The organism is Qipengyuania sp. CAU 1752 (genome assembly GCF_054482615.1).
Map to the genome: position 1 here is coordinate 193,633 of NZ_JBTLRE010000001.1, position 20,468 is coordinate 214,100.

14 protein-coding genes are annotated in these 20,468 nt (G+C 62.5%); 6 read left to right on the top strand and 8 right to left on the bottom strand.

Features of this window, described 5'->3' with window-relative positions:
• Positions 1-51: 51 nt before the first annotated feature.
• A complete protein-coding gene (locus ACXYL9_RS00910) occupies positions 52-1,860 on the bottom strand; it encodes an aminopeptidase P family protein (RefSeq protein ID WP_459037708.1) in 1,809 nt (602 codons plus the stop codon).
• Positions 1,861-1,990: 130 nt separating this feature from the next.
• Here ACXYL9_RS00910 and ACXYL9_RS00915 point away from each other — a divergent pair, with 130 nt between their 5' ends.
• Positions 1,991-4,159, top strand: coding sequence for a S9 family peptidase (locus tag ACXYL9_RS00915; RefSeq protein ID WP_459037709.1), 2,169 nt, complete (start codon positions 1,991-1,993; stop codon positions 4,157-4,159).
• Entirely contained in the window at positions 4,156-4,551 is a 396-nt protein-coding gene (locus ACXYL9_RS00920; protein ID WP_459037710.1) for an acyl-CoA thioesterase, read from the top strand. Before ACXYL9_RS00915 ends, ACXYL9_RS00920 begins: the two co-directional genes overlap by 4 nt.
• A gap of 16 nt (positions 4,552-4,567) precedes the next feature.
• Here the strand turns inward: ACXYL9_RS00920 and ald are convergent, their stop codons facing one another.
• Positions 4,568-5,683 carry an alanine dehydrogenase gene (ald, locus tag ACXYL9_RS00925; protein ID WP_459037711.1) on the bottom strand — a complete coding sequence of 372 codons (1,116 nt, stop codon included), beginning with the start codon at positions 5,681-5,683 and terminating at the stop codon, positions 4,568-4,570.
• Between the two features lie 185 nt (positions 5,684-5,868).
• Here ald and ACXYL9_RS00930 point away from each other — a divergent pair, with 185 nt between their 5' ends.
• Together ACXYL9_RS00930 and ACXYL9_RS00935 are read left to right on the top strand one after the other, a co-directional pair.
• Positions 5,869-7,254: an OprO/OprP family phosphate-selective porin gene (locus tag ACXYL9_RS00930; RefSeq protein ID WP_459037712.1), complete on the top strand. Its 1,386-nt coding sequence runs from the start codon at positions 5,869-5,871 to the stop codon at positions 7,252-7,254.
• Positions 7,255-7,330: 76 nt separating this feature from the next.
• Positions 7,331-8,380 carry a substrate-binding domain-containing protein gene (locus tag ACXYL9_RS00935; RefSeq protein ID WP_459037713.1) on the top strand — a complete coding sequence of 350 codons (1,050 nt, stop codon included), beginning with the start codon at positions 7,331-7,333 and terminating at the stop codon, positions 8,378-8,380.
• Between the two features lie 96 nt (positions 8,381-8,476).
• On the opposite strand, the gene ACXYL9_RS00940 is transcribed toward ACXYL9_RS00935, so the two are convergent.
• The 3 genes from ACXYL9_RS00940 to ACXYL9_RS00950 form a co-directional block, all read right to left on the bottom strand.
• Positions 8,477-10,048: a DUF389 domain-containing protein gene (locus tag ACXYL9_RS00940; RefSeq protein ID WP_459037714.1), complete on the bottom strand. Its 1,572-nt coding sequence runs from the start codon at positions 10,046-10,048 to the stop codon at positions 8,477-8,479.
• 54 nt (positions 10,049-10,102) lie between these two features.
• On the bottom strand, positions 10,103-12,466 hold the full coding sequence (locus ACXYL9_RS00945) for an FtsK/SpoIIIE family DNA translocase (RefSeq protein ID WP_459037715.1): 2,364 nt from the start codon (positions 12,464-12,466) through the stop codon (positions 10,103-10,105).
• A 76-nt stretch (positions 12,467-12,542) separates the two neighbouring features.
• Entirely contained in the window at positions 12,543-13,118 is a 576-nt protein-coding gene (locus tag ACXYL9_RS00950) for a thiamine phosphate synthase (protein ID WP_459037716.1), read from the bottom strand.
• Here ACXYL9_RS00950 and ACXYL9_RS00955 point away from each other — a divergent pair.
• Positions 13,102-13,764 carry a YggS family pyridoxal phosphate-dependent enzyme gene (locus ACXYL9_RS00955; protein ID WP_459037717.1) on the top strand — a complete coding sequence of 221 codons (663 nt, stop codon included), beginning with the start codon at positions 13,102-13,104 and terminating at the stop codon, positions 13,762-13,764. The genes ACXYL9_RS00950 and ACXYL9_RS00955 overlap by 17 nt on opposite strands.
• Before the next feature lie 67 nt (positions 13,765-13,831).
• Here the strand turns inward: ACXYL9_RS00955 and ACXYL9_RS00960 are convergent, their stop codons facing one another.
• The 3 genes from ACXYL9_RS00960 to ACXYL9_RS00970 form a co-directional block, all read right to left on the bottom strand.
• Entirely contained in the window at positions 13,832-14,710 is an 879-nt protein-coding gene (locus ACXYL9_RS00960) for an OmpA family protein (RefSeq protein WP_459037718.1), read from the bottom strand.
• Positions 14,711-14,932: 222 nt separating this feature from the next.
• On the bottom strand, positions 14,933-17,704 hold the full coding sequence (locus tag ACXYL9_RS00965) for a [protein-PII] uridylyltransferase (RefSeq protein WP_459037719.1): 2,772 nt from the start codon (positions 17,702-17,704) through the stop codon (positions 14,933-14,935).
• Positions 17,701-19,404, bottom strand: coding sequence for a class I adenylate-forming enzyme family protein (locus ACXYL9_RS00970; protein ID WP_459037720.1), 1,704 nt, complete (start codon positions 19,402-19,404; stop codon positions 17,701-17,703). Before ACXYL9_RS00970 ends, ACXYL9_RS00965 begins: the two co-directional genes overlap by 4 nt.
• A 138-nt stretch (positions 19,405-19,542) precedes the next feature.
• On the opposite strand from ACXYL9_RS00970, the gene lgt reads away from it, so the two are divergent.
• The gene (lgt, locus tag ACXYL9_RS00975) at positions 19,543-20,466 is read left to right on the top strand and encodes a prolipoprotein diacylglyceryl transferase (protein WP_459037721.1); all 924 of its coding nucleotides are present in this window, start codon (positions 19,543-19,545) and stop codon (positions 20,464-20,466) included.
• The last annotated feature ends 2 nt before the right edge of the window (positions 20,467-20,468 follow it).

Genomic DNA, 20,468 nt, shown 5'->3' on the forward strand with positions numbered 1-20,468 from the left:
GAACATTACTGGAACATTTATCCTGTCACAAGCGGCTCCATGACCGCTGGATCATAGCGGTTCAGTCTGCTCCATAAGCCATTGAAGCGCGTCGCCTTCCAAACGCGACGCAAGCAATGCGCGGGTATCGGCGTGGTAGCGATCGAGCCAGGAGCGCTCGGCCTCGGTCAGCAGCGCCGGTTCGATCAATGTGCGATCAATCGGCACCCAGGTCAGGTTCTCGAACCCGAACCAGCGACCGTCGTCGGCACCCTCGATCTGCTGTTCCTGTGTCAGGACCAGATTCTCGATCCGGATTCCGAATTCGCCGGCCTTGTAGTAACCCGGTTCGTTCGACAGGATCATGCCAGGCAGCAGCGGCTCGAGCGTGCCGGCCTGCGCGCCGTTGATCTTGGCAATCCGCTGCGGCCCTTCGTGAACCGCGAGGAAACTGCCGACGCCGTGGCCGGTGCCGTGGGCGTAATCGGCACCAGCCGCCCACAGGAACTGGCGTGCCAGGCTGTCGAGCTGGCCACCATTGGTGCCTTCGGGGAAGATCGCCTCGGCAATCGCGATGTGGCCCTTGAGGACCCGTGTGAAACGGTCCTTCATCTCCGCTGTCGGCTCGCCCGGCCCGATCCACACCGTGCGGGTTATATCGGTGGTGCCACAAGGATATTGTCCGCCCGAATCAACCAGGAAGATACTGCCAGGGGGGATCGGGATATTGCTGTCTTCATCGACCTTGTAATGCGGCAGCGCGGCGTGACCGGCAGCAGCGGAAATGGTGTCAAACGAGGTATCGCGCAGGTCGCCATAGTGCTGCCGGAATTCGAGCAGCTTGGCGGCGGCGGTCAGCTCGTCGATTCCGCCTTCGGGCGCGGTCGAGGTCAGCCAGTGCAGGAACTTGCACACTGCGACCCCATCGAGCGCCTGGGCATCACGGTGTCCCTGCGCCTCGACCGAATTCTTGACCGCCTTGGCCAAAATGGTCGGATCGCGCTCGCTGACCGGCGTTGCACCGCCTTCTTCCAGCGCCAGTGAGATCGCTGCCACGCCATAGTCGGGGTCGACCGCCACGCGCTTGCCCGTCAGCGCCTTGAGCGCGCCTTCGAACTCGGTCCGCTCGCGAATGGTGACCGCATTGCCGAGATGCTTTTGTACCTCCGGCGTGATCTTTTCACCGGAGATGAACAGCTCGGCGGTCCCGTCCTGGTGGGCCAGCACATAGGATAGGGCGACTGGCGTGTGGCTGACATCAGCGCCGCGGATGTTGAGCAGCCAGGCAACCGAATCGAGCGCCGAGATCACCGCTGCATCAAGCTTCTTGTCCTTGAGCCACTGCGCCACCTCGCCGCGCTTATCCGCGCTCGAGCGCCCGGCCAGATCGTCTGTCTGGATCGTCGCCACCGCGTCCGAGGGGGCCGGGCGATCCTGCCACACCGCGTCGATCGGATTGCTGTCCACGGCGACCAGTTCGGCGCCGGCTTCGGCCAGCATCTTGCTGGCTTGCTTGGCCCAGCCGCGCGAGTGCAGCCAAGGATCAAAGCCTATTTTGGCACCTTCTCCGGCGTTCTCGGCCAGCCACTTCGCCGGGCTCGTCGCCGGGACCGACTGATAGTCGAACAGCCGCCCGTCGACCTGCTCGCGCACCTGCACGGTATAGCGGCCGTCGGTGAAGATTGCCGCGGTATCGGTCATCACCGCCGCACTGCCAGCCGAACCGCCGAAGCCCGTCAGCCACGCCAGTCGCTGGGCATATTCGCCGACATATTCGCTCATGTGCTCGTCGCTGATCGGTACGACGAACCCTTCGAGCCCGCGTTTCTTCAATTCTTCGCGCAAGGCGGCGAGGCGGGATTCGTGGGTTTGCATCAGCATGGCGGTCGATCCTTCAGGCATTCTCGTGTGAGCGCACTTGTGCGCGTGTTGCCTCTATCATAGGCCTTGCATCGCAGGCTTTCTACCCGACCTTACGATGACACGGGATTCCCGAGCGATGAAATTGACCATGTCCGCCCTCCTTGCCCTTGCGGGGAGCCTTGCCGCGATGCCGGCATTTGCGATGGAGGACCCCAACCAAGAGGATATCACCAGCGTGAGCCAGGCCGCTCCTACGACCCCTCCTGTCGCCGAGAAGCGCGACCATAGCTACACCCGCCACGGGATCACGATCGAGGACCCCTATCATTGGCTCAAGGATCCCTCCTACCCGACCGTCGATGACGCCGATGTGCTCGAATACCTCAAGGTCGAAAACGCCTGGTTCGAGACGCAGATGGGACCGCGAAAAGGTCTGGTGGAAGAGCTGTTCGAGGAAATGAAGGGCCGCATCAAGGAAGACGATTCTTCGGTCCCGCAAAAGGATGGCGACTGGATCTACTGGACCGAATTCGAGGAGGGTAAAGAATACCGCAAATGGTATCGCAGGCCCGCCGCTGGAGGCGATGCCAGCCTGATCCTCAACGAGAACGAGCTGGCCGAGGGTAAGGATTACTTCCGCCTCGGCGCATTCTCGGTGTCGGATAATGGCCGCTATCTCGCCTATTCCACCGACGACAATGGCTCGGAACGCTACACCGCGCGGATCAAGGACCTCGACAGTGGCGCGTTGCTCGAGGACGCCATTCCCGAGACGCTGTCAGGCTTGAACTGGGTCGCGAACGACACCATGCTCGCCTATGGCAAGGCCAATGAGAACTGGCGCGTCGACAATGTCCGCCTGCACCGGATCGGCACCGATGCCGCCGACGACATCGAAATCTACAACGAGGAAGACGAAGGCTTTCGCGTCAACGCCGGCCTTTCTGCGCAGGATGACTGGCTGATCATCGCCAGCGGCGACAACGAGACGAGCGAAGTGCGTCTCGTGCGGGCCGAAGATCCGACCGGCAAGCAGATCCTTGTCAAGGAACGCCGCAAGGGGGTCGAATATGATGTCGACCTGCGAACCGAGAGCGGCGAGACCACGCTCTTCGTCCACACCAATGACGATCACATCAATTTCCGCCTCGCAACGGCTCCGCTTGCCAGGCCCGGCGAATGGACGACGCTGATAGAAGGATCGGACGAATTCTATCTGACCGATTTCGAGCTCTACAAGGACTTCTACACGACCGAGGGGCGGCTCGATGGTCTCGACCAGGTCCAGGTCCGTTCCTATTCCGATCCGGCGCAGGTGCGCCCGATCCGGTTTCCCGAAGCGAGCTATGTCGCCGGGCTGTCGAACAACCCAGAATACGACGTCGACAAGCTACGGCTGTCCTATGAAAGCATGGTCACGCCGGACTCGGTCTATGACTATCACCTCTCCGACGGACGGCTTGAACTGCTCAAGCAGCAGGAAATCCCGAGCGGTTATGACGCGAACCTCTACAAGACCGAGCGGCTGACCATTGCTGCGCGCGACGGCACGCAGGTGCCGGTCAGCGTCGTCATGCGCAAGGATCGTCCCGCGGAAGCCGGCCCGCTGCACCTCTATGCCTACGGTGCCTATGGCTATGCCGTTCCGCCGGGCTTTTCGACCACGCGACTGAGCCTGGTCGATCGCGGCGTGGCCTTTGCCATCGCCCATATCCGCGGCGGTGACGACCTGGGACGGCGCTGGTACCTGCAAGGCAAGCTCAACGAGCGCACCAACACGTTCGAGGACTTCGTCGACGTAGCCAAGGGGCTGATCGTGAAAGGCTATACCGAGAAGGGCAAAATCAGCGCCAGCGGTGGTTCCGCCGGGGGCGAACTGATGGGAGTGATCGTCAACACCGACCCTGACCTGTGGGGCGCAGTGGTTGCTGACGTGCCCTTTGTGGATGTCCTTAACACCATGCTTGACGAGAGCTTGCCGCTGACGCCAGGTGAATGGCCCGAATGGGGCAACCCGATCGAGAGCAAGCAGGCCTTCGCCTATATTCTCAGTTACAGCCCCTATGACCAGGTCGTGGCGCAGGACTATCCGCCGATGCTGGTTACTGCGGGTCTCAACGATCCGCGCGTGACCTATTGGGAACCGGCCAAGTGGGTTGCCAAGCTGCGCGACACCAAGACCGATGATAACGTGCTGTTGCTCAAGACCAACATGGGGGCCGGGCACGGTGGCAAATCAGGCCGGTTTACCTCGCTTTACGAGACCGCCGAAGCCTATGCCTTCATCTTGTGGCAACTGGGCCTGACCAACGAATGAGTAAGCGTTTTTGCAAGACCTTCATCGCAAGGGTCGAGCACATCGACGAGATGGGCCACGTCAACAATGCGGTCTGGGTACAGTGGATCCAGGATATGGCGACCGCCCACTGGGACGCGGTCGCCGCACCCGATCACGCACGCGATTTTGTCTGGCTCGTGGTCCGGCACGAGATCGACTATCGCGGCAATATCGACGCTGGCGAGAGCGTGACCGGCGAAACCTGGATCCCTGGCGAGCCGCGCGGGGCGACCTCGCTGCGGCGGGTGGATTTCACCAATGCAGCGGGCAAGGTGATCGTTTCGGCGAGCACGACCTGGGCCATGCTTGACCGGCAGACCCAGCGCCTGGTGCGCGTCCGGCCCGAGGTAATAGCACCTTTCAGGGCCTGACGCGCAAACCGCTCGACTAGTTCAGGAGGTCTTCCACCGGCATGTAATCGTAGCCGAGTTCGCTGGCGACCGCTTCGTAAGTGACCTTGCCGCCATGGACGTTGAGACCAGCCGCGAGATGCGGATTTTCTCGCATAGCCTCTTTCCAGCCCAGCTTCGCAATGCGCAGCGCATGGGGCAGCGTCACATTGTTGAGCGCATAGGTGCTGGTGCGTGCAACGGCACCGGGCATATTGGCCACGCAATAATGGACGATATCGTCGACGATATAGGTTGGATCGTCATGCGTGGTTGCCTTCGAAGTCTCGAAACAGCCGCCCTGGTCAATTGCCACATCAACCAGCACTGCACCCGGCTTCATCTGCTTGAGCAGTTCGCGCGTCACCAGCTTGGGTGCGGCTGCGCCCGGGATCAGTACCGCGCCGATGACCAGGTCGGCGTGCCTCACAGCGTCTTCGAGGTTGGTCTTGTTTGAAAAGCGGGTGCTGGCGCGCGCTTCGAAGAAGGTGCCGACCTTTTCCAGTACTTCGGGATCACGGTCGAGAATCTCGACATCCCCGCCGAGGCCGACCGCCATCTGCGCAGCGTTGAAGCCGACCACGCCGCCGCCGATCACGACGACCTTGCCCGGCAAAACGCCTGGAACGCCGCCGATCAAGACACCGCGTCCGCCATGCGCTTTTTCCAATGCCGAGGCGCCGGCCTGGATGCTCATCCGGCCAGCGACCTGGCTCATCGGCTTGAGCAGCGGCAGCGATCCGCCCTGGCCTGTGACCGTCTCGTAGGCGATGGCCGTCACGCCCGACTTGACGAGATCGGCAGTCTGCTCGGGATCGGGGGCAAGGTGGAGGTAGGTGTAAAGGATTTGACCTTCGCGCAATTTGGCGCGTTCGACAGCCTGCGGCTCCTTGACCTTCACCACCATCTCGCACTCGGCGAAAATCGGATCGGGTCCGTCGACGATCTTTGCGCCGGCGGAAACATACTCTTCGTCGGTGGCACCAATGCCCAGGCCGGCACCGCTTTCGATCCAGACCTCGTTCCCGCGCACGATCAGTTCGCGAGCGCTTTCAGGCGTCAGGCCGACGCGATATTCGTGGTTCTTGATTTCCTTGGGGCAACCGATGCGCATGGGGGTCTCCTTATCGGCGCGCTCGTTACAAGTGAAACCAGTTTGCCGCAACCGTTCGATCCGGCATGTTATGCCGGGTGTAGAACGGGGCATTGTAACACAATTGCAACGCGCGCGTAGCGGGGCCGACACAAATGCGCCCTAGTGCATGGCCAGCCAAACTTGGATTCGAAAGGTTTCCTCCCTTGAACAAACTGTTGCTGTGCACCGCCTCGCTCGCGACCCTTTGCATTTCCGTTCCCGCCCTGGCGCAGGACGTTGATCCTGCCGCAATGCAACAGGAGCTCGCCACAATGCGCGCCCAGATGCAGGCCATGGCGCAGCGAATCGATGCGCTCGAAGGCGATCTCGCCGAGGCGAAGGCGGTGGCTGAGGTGGCCAATGCGACCGCGGAAGCCGCCAATATCAGCGCCACACAGGCGGTTGAGCGCGGAACCGCCGCCAAGGCCGATTCGGTGGTGACAAGCTGGAAGGGCGCACCGCAAACGACGAGCGCAAACGGCTGGAGCTTCAAGCCGCGCGGTCGCCTGCAATATGACGCGGGCTTCGTCTCATCGCCCGACTCGACTGGCCGCGAAGACGGCTTCGGCAACGAGGTCCGGCGCGCACGGCTGGGAGTGCAGGGCGGGATGCCCGGCGGATTTGGCTACAAGTTCGAACTCGATTTCGACGGCACCGATGTCTCGATCACCGATGCCATCATTATTTACGAGACCGGCAATGTCGGTTTGACGGTAGGCCAACACAACAATTTCCAGGGGCTGGAAGAATTGACCAGCAGCCTGTCGACCTCGCATCTCGAACGCGCTGCCTTCACCGATGCGTTCGGTTTCGAGCGCCGCGTGGGCGCCAGCCTCGAATACTCCGCAGGCGACGTAATCGTGCAGGGCGGCGTCTTCACGGACAACATCTCCGACCTGTCCAACAAGAACTGGGGCGCCGACGGGCGCGTGGTTTTCGCGCCCAAGCTTGGAACCACCCAACTCCACTTGGGTGGCTCGGTGCACTTTGCCGATCTCGAAACAGGAATGAACGTTCGATACCGCCAGCGGCCCGCAGTTCACTTTTCGTCAGAACGCTTCATCAATACCGGCAGCTTCGGAGCCACCAGCGAACTGGGCCTCGGCGGCGAAGCGGCGATCATCCGGGGCCCCTTCCATGCTACGGGCGAAGTGTTCTGGCAGACTGCCAATCGACCCGGCGCGCTGGCCGATCCAACCTTCTTCGGTGGCTATGCCGAAGTCGGCATGTTCCTGACCAAGGGTGATTCGCGCGGCTACAAGGGTGGCAAGTTCGACCGTATCAAGCCAAAGAGCCCCGTCGGCGACGGTGGCGCAGGCGCGCTACAGGTCAATCTGCGCTATGATCGGCTCGACCTCAGCGACAGCGGCATCGTCGGCGGCACGCAGGACGGCCTGCTCGCCTCGCTGATCTGGTCCCCGACCGACTACACCCGCTTCATGGTCGGCTACGCCCACCTGGAATATTCGGACGCGGTCTATCCCGCGGCGGGGGGCGACACATCCTATTCGGTCGACTCGCTCGGCGTGCGGGCGCAAATCGATTTCTGACGGTTTCGCAATTGTAACTTTCCTGTCACGCACGGCACCTAGTAGCAGTGCGCAGGCCCAACCAAGGACGCAGATCATGAAATTGCTCAAGACCATTGCCCTGACTACCGCTGCCGGCCTCACACTGGCTGCTTGCGGGGATGCCGGTGGGGGCACGCGCGACACCATTCGCGCGGTCGGCTCGTCGACCGTCTACCCCTTTGCCAAGCTGGTTGCCGAGACCTTCTCACGCAACAACCCGCAATATGGCTCGCCGCTGATCGAATCGACCGGCACTGGTGGCGGCATATCGCTTTTCTGTGGCGGCATCGGTCCGCAATCGCCCGACATGGCCAACGCCTCGCGGCGGATGAAGGTCAGCGAGTTCGAATCCTGCGCGGCCAATGGTGTCACCGACATCATCGAATTGCAGGTCGGCCTCGACGGTATCGCCATCGCCAGCGCCAAGAATGGCATCAGTATGAACCTGACGCCGGACATCGTCTATCGTGCCATCGCCGCCAATCCTTACGGCAAGAAGCAGACGGCCGAGAAATGGTCCGATCTCGACGCATCGCTGCCGGACCTGCCGATCCTCGTCTACGGCCCGCCCTCGACGTCTGGTACACGCGACGCGCTCAAGGAACTGATCCTCGAAGCAGCGTGCAAGGAAAATGCCGAAATGAAGGCGCTCAAGGAGAGCGACGAGGACGCCTATGACCGGACCTGCACCGAAGTGCGGATGGACGGCAAGTATGTCGACCAGGGCGAGCAGGACAATTTGATCGTCCAGAAGATCCAGGGCAATCCCAACGCGGTCGGCGTGTTCGGCTATTCCTATCTCGAAGAGAATACCGACAAGGTGAAGGGCCTGGCGATGAACGGGGTCGAGCCGACCTACGAGAACATCGCCAGCTTCAAATATCCCGGCGCCCGTCCGCTGTTCGTTTATGTGAAGAAGGCGCATGTCGACGCCATTCCGGGCCTTGCGGCCTATCTCCAACAGTGGACCAGCATGTGGAACAAGGACGGTCCGCTGGCCAAGATCGGCCTCGTCGCGTCACCCGACGCGGAACGTGCTGCCAATGTCCAGAAGGCTACCGCGCTGACGCCGGTCCTGGCAAAAGCCGACCTCGAGAAGAAGTAACCTCGGCCAGGGCGTCTCCCGCCTCAGCCGACCGCATCGATCAAGGCCGGGTGCGCCGTCTCGCAAGAGTGTGCATCCGGCCTTCTCATCTCGGGGTCACGGCTTGTCTTCAGATGACCAGGATACGACGATCCGATCGCGCGGGCCGTTCTCGCCGATGATCACCGTAATGCCAGCCTTGCGATAGCGCTCTGCCAGCGCAGCAACCGGCTCTTCCGGGCCCGACATTGTAATCGGCAGCCGGATCCGCCTTGCAGCCCATTGCACAAGATTTGCCTGCGATGTGCCCGCCTCACCCATGGCGCCCTCTTCATCGAGCTCTATATCTGGCAGAGCGGCCAACGGCGGCCGCAGGCGCACATCCCACCCCTCCAAATCGGCGGCAGCGCGCCGTTCGAGTGTGCGATAGCCGGCCCAACCAAGCCCCGGCAGATTGCGTGCATCGGCAAGCGCCCGGCGATTGTCGCGATCGATAGTGACTTCGTTCACCTTCACGCCCGCAACCAGCGCCAGGCGTTCAGCCAGCCGGGCAATTTCCTCCGCGCTCTGCCGGGCCTGCTCTTCCGCCCTCGCCCGCTCCAGTTGCGCCTTCTCGGCCGCGCCGGGGTTGGTACCGACACGGAATTGGTCGATCTCAATATCGACCGGCTGCTCCAGCAAACGTTCGAGCCGACGCGAAACTTCGCGCTCGGCATTGGTTTCGAACTCCGGGGTGAAGACCGAGGCCTCGATCTTGAGCGGCTCGGTATCGAAGATGATTTCCAGCTGGTCGACCCGGGCATCCTCCACGAAGGCTTCCTCGATCGTCGCCTTGACCTGGTTGGTCGCCCGCGCTTCCCAGGTAATCTGCTGTAACGACAGGCCAAGCGGGATCGCCAGCGCGATGAAGGCCACGAGTATGCTGACATCCTGGACCCGTGTCTGCTTGTGGCTCAGCCGCGTGTCGAAGCCATACAACCGCGCCATCAGGGTCGCGGTTAGGGCGATGGTCATCAGATTGGTCACGAACAGCATCAGCGAACCGCCGAACACGGTCCAGTTGAAGGTCGCGAGGCCGAAACCGACCACTGCCAGCGGCGGCATCAACGCGGTGGCGATCGCAACACCAACGATCGTGCCCATCTTGCCGCGAATCATGGCGTATGTGCCAGCCAGGGCGGAGAACAGCGCGACCAGCAGGTCGAACAAATTGGGACGGGTGCGGGCAGCAATTTCCTGCGTGACCGTCTGCAAGGGCGACAGAAACACGATCAAGGCACAGAACAGAATCGCGATCACGGATCCGTACAACAGGGCCCGCCCACAGCTCCGCAGCCAATCGAAATCGCCGGTCGCCAGCGCAAAACCGGCACCGATTATGGGGCTCATCAATGGCGACAGGAGCATGGCACCAATCACCACGGCCGGGCTGGAAAGTAGCAGGCCGAGCACCGCGATGCCCGCCGACATGCAGATCATGAAGACATAGCGCGCCGTATAAAGAGACTCGTCGCGAATCTCCTTGATCACCTCGTCCTGGTCGACGTCCTGGGTGACCGCCTCGCGCCACCAAATTCGCACGTTCGCGAGCGCGCGCAACAGCGTAAAGCTGGTGGTGCGACCCGCATCGGGCTCGGCCGCACCGGCGGAGGTTGCGGGGGTGGGAGAAGGTGTTGGAGTCATAGCCATGTCTCGCGTTTCTTCGGCACTAGCCAACTGCCAAAGGGATGCTTGATCACGCGACTAGAGCGGATTGCCGTCGCTGTCGCGATAGATGTCGCGGCGGCCGACATGGTTGGCGGGGCCGACCAGCCCTTCGCTTTCCATGCGTTCGATCCACTTGGCGGCAGTGTTGTAGCCGACCCCCATCTGCCGCTGCAGCCAGCTGCCGCTGGCCTTCTGGTTCTCGATCACGATCTGGCAGGCCTGGCGGTATTTGCGCTCCTCCGGGCTGTCGCTGGCAGTGAGATCGTCCTCGAAATTGAGGCCGCCGCCATCTTCGGGCTCTTCGGTCACGGCATCGACATATTCGGGCGAGCCTTGCGCGCGCCAGTGATCGGCGACCAGTTCGACCTCCTCGTCGCTGACGAAGGGTCCATGGACGCGGATCATCGCGCCCGTATTGGGCTTGTAGAGCATGTCGCCCTTGCCCAGCAGCTGTTCGGAACCCTGCTCGCCGAGGATCGTGCGGCTGTCGATCCGGCTCGTCACCTTGAAACTGATGCGGGTCGGCAGGTTGGCCTTGATGACGCCGGTTATGACATCGACGCTGGGGCGCTGAGTGGCCATGATCAAATGGATGCCGGCGGCACGCGATTTCTGGCTCAGGCGCTGGATCAGCACCTCGATCTCCTTGCCGACGGTGACCATCAAGTCGGCCAGCTCGTCGACGATCAACACGATCTGCGGCAGCGGCTGGTAATCGAGCTGCTCTTCCTCGTAGATTTCCTCGCCCGAATCGGGGTCGAAGCCCGTCTGCACCCGGCGCCCCAGTGGCTTGCCCTTGGCAGCGGCAGCGCGCACCTTCTCGTTGAAGCCCGAGATGTTGCGCGAATTGACGCTGCTCATCATGCGATAACGCCGTTCCATCTCCTCGACCGCCCATTTGAGAGCGCGCACGGACTTCGCAGGCTCGGTCACCACCGGGCTGAGCAGGTGCGGAATATCGTCATAGGTCTTGAGTTCGAGGACCTTGGGATCGATCAGGATCAGGCGGCACTCGTCGGGCGTGAAGCGGTAGAGCAGCGAGAGCAGGATAGCGTTGAGGCCGACCGACTTACCCGAGCCGGTGGTCCCCGCGACCAGCAGATGCGGCATCGCTGCCAGGTCGGCCACGATCGGTTCGCCAGCAATATCTTTGCCCAGGATCATCGGCAGCGCGCCGCGGGCGTCGGCAAAGGCGGCGCAGGCAGCCAGTTCCTTGAAATTGACCATCTGCCGGTCCTGATTGGGCAGTTCGATACCCATGACGGTCTTGCCCGGGATCGGCGACACGCGGGCCGAGATCGCCGACATGTTGCGAGCGATATCTTCGGCCAGGCCAATGATGCGGCTGGCCTTGATACCAGGAGCCGGCTCGAGCTCGTACATGGTGACAACCGGACCGGTCCGGACCGCAGTGATCTCGCCTTTGACGTTGAAGTCGTCGAGCACGGTTTCGAGTAAGCGGGCGTTGCGCTCGAGCGCCATCTTGTCGAGCTTGGGCGTGGTATCGGGTCCTGGATCGGTCAGCAGGTCGAGGCTCGGCAATTCGTAATCGGCGAACATGTCGCGCTGCTTGGCCTTGGCTGCACTTGCCTTTTTCGGCGGCGCACTCGGATCGACAATTTGCGGTGCGCGGCGAGCGGCAGCGGCTTCGGGCACCGCTCGGCCTGTCGCTGCATCTTCGAGCACGCCGGAGGTGCGCTTCGACTCGCCGACATCTGCCGACACCGGTTTGGGCTTGGGCAAGGCGAAGCTCGGCATCAGCGGGACATGGCGTAGGAAGGCAGGCAAAGTCAGCAGGGCGCGCCAATCGATAGCGAAAACGCGGGTCACAAGCGCGGCGCCGCCAAAGAACGCCAGCAGCGCAAGCGCGAGCGTGATCCACCCCGACGCCCCTTCGCCAAACCGCGCGGCAACCGCCTCGATTGCGCCAGCGCCCAGCAGGCCGGTTATGCCGCCCATCGATGCCGGCAGCGTCCCGCCCGGCCCGTCGAACACCAGCGCCAGGACGGTGGAAAGCAGTGCCATGGCGAGCGTCAGCAGCAACACCGGCCGCCACCAGCGCGTTTCGGTGTCGACCTCGTCTTCCTCGACGTCGCGCCACAATTTGCGGGCGAAAACATACAGTAACGGCAGCAGCAGTATTGCGGTCCAGCCAAAAAGGAACAGTGCGCGCTCGGCCACCCATGCTCCGCTTGCTCCCATCCAGTTGGCGATCTCTGCCCCTGAAGCGGCGGTTGAAGGGCTCGGATCGGTCTGGGTGTAGCTCGCCAATGCGAGCGCCAGAAACAGCGTGGCACCGGCAAGCACCACTGCTCCGCCCATCTGCGCGGCACGGCGAAGACTGCGCCGGAATGCGGCGCGCCAGTCAGCCTGCGCTTTGCTCATTGCCCGTGATGCCATGGGTAATCCCTTCCTGAGCTGGCACCATGAATCCTCGGCGACTCCCGGTCAAGCAGGCAAGCGGCAGGCCGCTCGATCATGACAATCCGTCGATCGCCGCCCAACGTGGCCAATCGAGCGCTTCTGCACCTGAAGGCGTCACCCCGCCAAGCGCGATGACCGGCATTTGTGCGTGACGCGCAAGCAGGCGGAAGCGCGTCTTGCCGAGCGCCGACGCGTCTGGATGCGAGCGGGTGGTATAAACAGGGGAGAGCATGACCGCATCGGCGCGGGCGCGGTTGGCCTCGCCAATCTCGGCGAGGTCGTGGGCGGTGGCAATGCAGATCATGTCGCGCCGGGTCGGGTAAAGTGCGCGGGCCGCGCCATAGATTCCGTCCGCACCCCACTCGCGTGCGGTCTGGGCGCTGTCGGCCAGCACCAGGCAATGCCCTTTGGCGCGGGCGGTTCGGCGCAATTGAAAATACCTGTCGATCCGCGCAGCCGGTGACAGGTGGTAGTGGCGATAAATGAAGCCCGAGCCGCGCGGCATCGCTCGGAGCCGTTCGTCCAGGACCGCGTCGTTGCGCTCGTCTGACAGCAGCCACACTGCCGGTAAGGTCTGGAACTGTTGCACCGCGCCGCTATAGCGCGCCAGCATGGATGAACCAGCCACTCCGCTCGAAGAAACCGAGGCGCGCATTGCCCGGGCCTGCAAGATCGCCCAGCGCGACCGTGACACGGTGACGCTGATCGCCGTCAGCAAGACCCACCCCGCAGGCGCAATCGAACCCTTGCTGCAAGCCGGTCATCGCGTTTTTGGCGAGAACCGCGTGCAGGAAGCAGAAGGCAAGTGGCCGGCATTGCGCGAAGCCCATGCCGATACCGAGTTGCACCTGGTCGGCCAGTTGCAATCGAACAAGGCCGAAGAAGCCGTCGCCCTGTTCGACTGTATCCATTCACTCGACCGACCCAGCCTGGTAAAGGCGCTGGGCAAGGCGATGGAAAAGGCCGGACGACGCGTACCGTGTTTCCTCCAGGTGAATATCGGCGCCGAGGATCAGAAAGGCGGTTGCGCCATTGCCGATGTGCCCACGCTGCTGGAACAGGCCCGTGCGGCAGACATCCCGGTGGTCGGCCTGATGTGTATCCCGCCGCTCGAAATCGAGCCGGCCCCATTCTTCGCCCTGCTCGACAAGCTGGCCCGCGATAACGGACTGGAGGGTCGCAGCATGGGTATGAGCAGCGATTTCGAAACCGCCATCATGCTCGGCGCGACCCATGTGCGCGTGGGCACTGCGCTGTTCGGGAAGCGGGGGTAGCTCCGCGGCGGCTCGTCGACGACGCCTTGGGAAGAGGGGCCGTGCCCGTGCACGACCCCTCGCTCGTTCAAAGCCCGTCGACGCTCTTGCTGACGAGGATGTTGACCGAAACGCGGCGATTCTGCGCCTTGCCGGCTGCAGTCGAATTGTCCGCTTGCGGGTCAGCCTCAGCCATGCCGGTCGGGGTTAGCATGCGCCACGGCTTCCAGCCGCAAGCCTGCTGCAAGTAGTTGACCACCCGGCCCGCGCGGCGTTCGCTCAGCACCTGGTTGTAGTCCTGACTGCCAACCGAATCAGTGTAGCCGACCACCAGCAGCAGCGCGTTCTGCATCGCATCTGCATCGGCCGCGGTCTGGCACAGCTCACGCTCTGCCTGCGGCGAGAGCTTCCACTTGCCGGTGTCGAAATAGACGTTGGTGACGCCCTTGATGTTATACTTGTCGATATCGCCGACGCGGCCCCGCAGCGCCTCGGTCGCGGCGGTTTGCTCGGCAAAGCCCTGGGCGGTGCCGGTGCGGATCATGTTGGCGGTTTCGAGGTCATTGTTCGAGAAACGTACGCGCGATGCGACCAGGTTCTCGCCCCATTGAACCGTGTCGACCGTCACGGGCAGGCCGTTGAGCAGTGATTCGGCACCGAGCCTGGTACGTTCGAGGCCAAGGAAGCCGCCCTTGGCACGAACTTCGGTCGCCTGGCTGAGATGGATGACGGTCTTGCTACCGCCGGGAGTGGTCACTTCCATCCTTTCGCCGCTGCGGGCCGAGATAAAGCCGTCGATCTCGGGACCCTCGGGCATATCGGTCAGATCCGCCGGCACCGTCCCGGTGACGATCACAGTGCGATCATCGCCCGGCGAAGGTGCCTGGGCTGCTACGCTGGCAGGTGCAGCCATGGCAATCGCAGCAAGCGCGATGAGACCCTTGCTGGCGTTCGAATTGAATTGCATTTCCAGTCCTCCAAAGAAAAATCCTGCGGGTCGTGCCACGAATGGCCTGCCCGGCAAAGCTATGCGTACGTGGCCTCACTGTCCAAGCGGGCGGTTATGTGACGCAGATGGGCGGGGGGGGGCGAAAGCGCCTGTTGGGGAGCGCCTGTCGCCTGCGTGAACGCGTAAGTCAGGATCGGCTTGGATTGGGCCAATGCGAGCCTGATCTGCGGTGAGGCGCCTCTAGGCCGGCTCGAGTTCGGCTTGCCGTTCGTCGCTGGCAGCATCGAGCAGTGCCTGGCGGATTGTCCGCTTTCGCGCCTCGTCGACCACTTTGTCGCCCGTCAGATCGGTCACGTAGAACGTGTCCGCTGCGCGTTCGCCGTAAGCGGTTACATGCGCCGAGTGGACGACCAGCTGGTTTTCGAACAAGGCCCGCCCCAGCCGGTTGAGCAGCGCCGGACGATCACGCGCTGCGACTTCGATGACGGTAAAGCGGTTTGAGGCCTGGTTGTCGAACTGGACCAGTGGACGCACATCGAAAGCCGCGGCCCTGGTGCGAGGAAGCGGTCGCTTGGCCAGCTTGGGTACCAGTTCGCCGCGGTTGGCGATGGCATCGTCGATGCTGCGCTTGATTCGGGCCAGTTGCTCGTCTTCAGCAAAGTTTCTGCCGACTGGGTCCTGAACGAGGAAATTGTCGATCGCCCAACCGTTGCGCGTGGTATGGATGCGGGCGTCAATGATATTCCCGCCGGCCAGGTGAATGCCGCCGGCGATGCGATAGAACAGGCCCGGATGGTCGGATGCGATCACGGTCACCAGGGTGGCTCCGCGTTCGGCATCGAATTCGCAGTGAATCGATAATTCGTCGCGAATTTCGCGGGCGACATCATACTGGACGATGTTGCGGGCTATCACATCGTCGGGCTCGGCGATCCAATAGGCGTCGGTAAACAACTGGGCGTGGGTTTCGAGCAAGCCTGCCTTGTCGGCCAGTGCCTCGCGCACCGCTTCCTTCTTCGCCGATACGCGCTGCTTGCGGCCATACCGCATGTGGCCGAGCCGCAGGCGCTCGTGTGCCACGTCGTAAAGCTCGCCCAGCAACTGCCCCTTCCAGCTGTTCCAGGTACCCGGGCCAACAGCACGAATATCGACGCTTGTGAGGATGGCGAGATGGCGCAGCCTTTCAAGGCTTTGCACCTCGGCAACGAAATCCTCGATAGTCTTGGGGTCGGTCAGGTCGCGCTTTTGCGCGGTCGAGCTCATCAGCAAGTGCTGCAGTACCAGCCAGGCGACGAGATCGGTTTCGTCCTCGTTGAGGCCGAATCGAGGGCACAGTTCGCGGGCCACCTCGGCACCGAGCACCGAATGGTCGCCGCCGCGCCCCTTGGCGATGTCGTGCAATAGCGCCGCTACATAGGCGCTCCGACGACTTTTGATCTTGTGAATCTGCCTGGTGGCGCGCGGGTGTTCGTCGGCCAGCTCGCCCTTCTCGATCTTGTTGAGAAAGCCGATCGCGCGGAGCGTGTGCTCGTCGACAGTATAATGATGATACATATTGAACTGCATCTGCGCATTGACGCGCCCGAAATCGGGCACGAAGCGGCCGAACACGCCAGCCTCATGCATCCAGCGCAGCGCGCTTTCGGGATCATTGCGACCGCATAGCAGGTCGAGAAATACCGCGTTGGCGCGCCTGTCTTCGCGCACTTCGTCGCGGATCAGCGGACTGTCGCGATTGGCCTGCCGCATGGTGTTGGGCTCGATCTCCAGCCCATTGGACTCGGCAATCTGGAAAATCTCGATCAATCGCACCGGATCGTTGCGGAACCAGTCATCCGATGGTGCCGCGATCTTTCCGCCGAATACGCGATAGCCCTTGAGTTCGCGCGGGCGGGCCTTGAAACCGGCAAAAAAACCGCGCCGGGCGCGGGTCTTGTCGAATTGCTGGTCGAGCTGAGCCAGGAACACGCCGGTCAGCGACCCGACCCGTTTTGCCTGCAGGAAATAATACTGCATGAACCGCTCGACCGCGCTCTTTCCGCGCCGGTCGGCAAAACGCATTCGTTCGGCGATCTGCTTCTGAAAGTCGAAGGTCAGCCGGTCTTCGGGCCGGTCGGTCAGTTCGTGCAAGTGGCACCGGACAGCCAACAGGAAGCCCTCGGCGCGGCGAAAGCGCTTGTATTCGGCGCGGCTGAACAGGCCCGCATCGACCAGGTCGGCGGCATTGCGGGCGCGATGGATATATTTGCCGATCCAGTACAGCGCCTGCAGGTCGCGCAAGCCGCCCTTGCCTTCCTTCACATTGGGTTCGACCACATAGCGTGTACCCCCCATCCGCTCGTGCCGGGCCTCGCGTTCGGCCAGTTTCTCGGCCACGAACTGCCGTTCGCTACCGGTCACCACCTCGGCAAAGAAGCGCGCGCCGGCCTGTTCGTAAAGCTCCCGGTCACCCCATACGAAACGCGATTCGAGCAGCGCGGTTCGGATCGTCAGGTCTTCCTTGGCCATCCGGATCATTTCTTCCGGAGTGCGGCTGGACTGGCCGACTTTGAGGCCGAGGTCCCACAGGAAATAGAGCAAGGCTTCGGTCACCTGTTCGCACCACGGATTGCGACGCGCCGGATGAATAAAGGCAATGTCCACGTCCGAGTGCGGCGCCATTTCAGCGCGGCCGTAACCGCCGACTGCAACCACGCAGATCCTCTCGGAAGTTGAACGATTGGCCACCGGGTGGACGTGATTGACCACATGGTCGAACAACAGCCGGATCAGCTGGTCGATCAGGAAGGAATGGCCGGCCGTGATGGCGTGTCCAGAACTGGGGCTATCGACCAGCCGCCGACTCAGCTCCTTCCGGCCATCGGCGAGGGCTTCGCGCATCAGGGCCAGTATCTCGGGCCTGGCTGCGGCTCCGGCATCGCCCGTCTGTTTCTCCACCAGCGCATCGATCGCCGCGCTCAAACGGCGGCGATCGATTATGGCGCGCTGACAGGAGACACGCGCCTTGCTCAAGCCGCCCCCATCTTGGCAGTATATTCCTCAGTATAGCGATCACGCAGCGTGCGCTTGTCGACCTTCTGCGTACCGAGCCGAGGCAGGGTACCCGTCGCTTTCCAGTAAACGGTCGGCTGCTTGAACGAGGCCAGCCGGTCCTTGAGGAAATCGCGCAGGCCCTCCTCGGTCAGGTCGCTGCCTTCCTTCGGCAGGAACACGGCACCAACGATTTCGCCATAACGCTCGTCGGGCAGACCGAAGACCGAGCATTCGGCCACATCGTCGTGAGCGTAGATCGCTTCCTCGACCTCGATGCAGGTAATGTTCTCGCCGCCGCGGATGATGATATCCTTCTTGCGGTCGACGATGAACAGGTAATCGTCCTCGTCGAGCCGTCCGAGATCGCCGGTACGGAAATACATGTCGTCGGTGAAAGCGGCCTTGGTCGCGCCTTCATTGTTCCAGTAGCCGAGGAAGTTGCAGATCGAGCGGATGCAAACTTCGCCGACTTGGCCCTTTGGCACCGGCTTGCCCTGATCGTCGAGGATGGCGAGGTCGACCAGTGGACGGCTGGCCTTGCCCGTGCTCGACGGCTTGGCGAGGTAATTTTCGTTGAAATTGCCGCAGCCAACACCGTTGGTTTCGGTCAGGCCATAGCCGAGCAGCGGGTTACCGGTTGGGAACGCTTCCTTGATCTTGGTGACATGCTCTGGTGGTCGCGGCGCGCCGCCGGCAGCCCAGCCTGAACAGGTCGAGACATCGTATTTGTCGCGCTCGGGATGGGTCGCCATTTCATAGGTCATCAGCGGAACGCCGGCGAAGTAGCTCACCTTTTCGTCCTGGATCAGCTGCAGCGCGGTTCCTGCATCCCACTTGGGCATCAGCACGACCTTGCGGCCCAGCGCATAGCTTTGCAGCAGCAGCGGCACTTCGCCGGTAACGTGGAACAGAGGCACCGCCAGCAAGGCACAGGCCTGGCTGGTCGGGGCATCGCCGGTGCTGTCGAGATAGGAGAAAGCCATCAGCGATTGCAGCGCATAGCTCATCGCTCCGTGGACGACGCCGCGATGATCCGAATAGGCACCCTTGGAGAGCCCGGTCGAACCCGAAGTGTATAGCACGGTGCACAGATCGTCCGGCCCCAGGTCAAGCGGATTGACGGTGGAAGGATCGCCCCACGCCACCTTGAGACCGGTAGCAGGATCGCAACCGTGATCGAACAAGACCACCTTGGCGCCATGGTCGGTTCCGTCGAGACGTTTGGCCCGGCCAGCATCGGCAAACACCAGCTTGCATTCGACCAGGTCAATCGCGGCGGCCAGTTCATCGCCATTGGAAAAGCCGTTGAGCAAGGTAGCGCAGCCGCCACCCATGATGATGCCCATGTACAGGACGATCCAGTTGGCCGAATTGCGTGCAGCAATACCGACTGGGTCGCCCTTCTTCATGCCATGTTCGGCCTGAAGGCCGGCTGCCACGGCCAGTGCCGCTTGCCAGGTCTCGCCAAAGGTCAGTCGGCAGTCCCCATCGACGAGGAATTCGGCGTCCTTGTGCTCGTTGCAATAGTGCGCGAAATAATGCGCCAGGCTGGGCGGAGCGGCCTTCAGCGCCGGCATCTCGGTGCCGTTGCGGGTGAACGGCACCGTTTCCGCGGGCGCGCCCTCGGCGGTCAGCTTGTCCATGATCGCGTCGAGGGTCTTGTCGAGCTCGGTAGGCATCCTTGATCTTCTCCAGTATGGCTTTGGGCAAGCGTAGCTCTTGGGGTTTCGTCCGGTCGTCGCCTGTGCCAAAGGCTGCGCCGAGCAGATAGAGGTCGCGTGCTCTCCTTGTGCGACATCATGTAAAAGGGTTTGCCCGTGCTGTCACTATTGGCCGAAGCGGCCTCGCAACCGATCCAGTTTGCCGATCTCGGCCTGACGAAAGGGATCGATCTCGGCTTTTTTTACCTGCGATTCTACTCGCTGGCCTACATACTCGGCCTGTTCCTGGCCTATTGGCACCTGTCGAAGATGATCAAGGCGCCCGGGGCGCCGATGGCCCAGGCCCATGTCGACGACCTCTTCTTCTACTGCACGCTTGGCGTGATACTCGGTGGCCGGCTGGGTTACGCCGCATTCTACACCGGCGGCGATTCGTCCAAGGCGAACATGTTTACCAGCTTCACCCCGTCCGAAACGGTGAGCTGGGACCTGTTGCGACTGTGGGACGGCGGCATGAGCTTCCATGGCGGGGTCATCGGCGTTGTCGTCGCGATCCTGTTCGTCGCCTGGCGCAACAACCTCAACTGGTTGCGCGTGTGTGACTATATCGCGGTCAACGTGCCGTTCGGAATGTTGCTCGGTCGGCTCGCCAATTTCGTCAACGGTGAGCTTTACGGCCGCGCCACCGAAGTGCCGTGGGCGATGGTCTTCCCCGAGGATCCCGAGCAGATCGGCCGTCATCCGAGCCAGCTTTACCAGGCCGGGCTGGAAGGCCTGTTGATGATGGTCATCCTGCTGCTGCTGTTCTGGAAGACCAAGGCCCGCTGGCGTCCAGGCGTGCTTGTCGGCGTCTTCACCATCGGCATCGCTGCGGCTCGCTTCATAAACGAGTTCTTCCGCGCACCCGATGCCCACCTGTCCAACGTCGTGGTCGAGACCGGGCTGAGCCAGGGCCAATGGCTGTCGATCCCGCTGTTCGCGGTAGGGCTGGCGGTGGTCCTCTATGCACTGCTGCGCAAACCATCGCCTGCGAGCCCTGCGAAAACTGCGGCGGCGAAACCGGAAGCGCCGGTTAGCTGAAG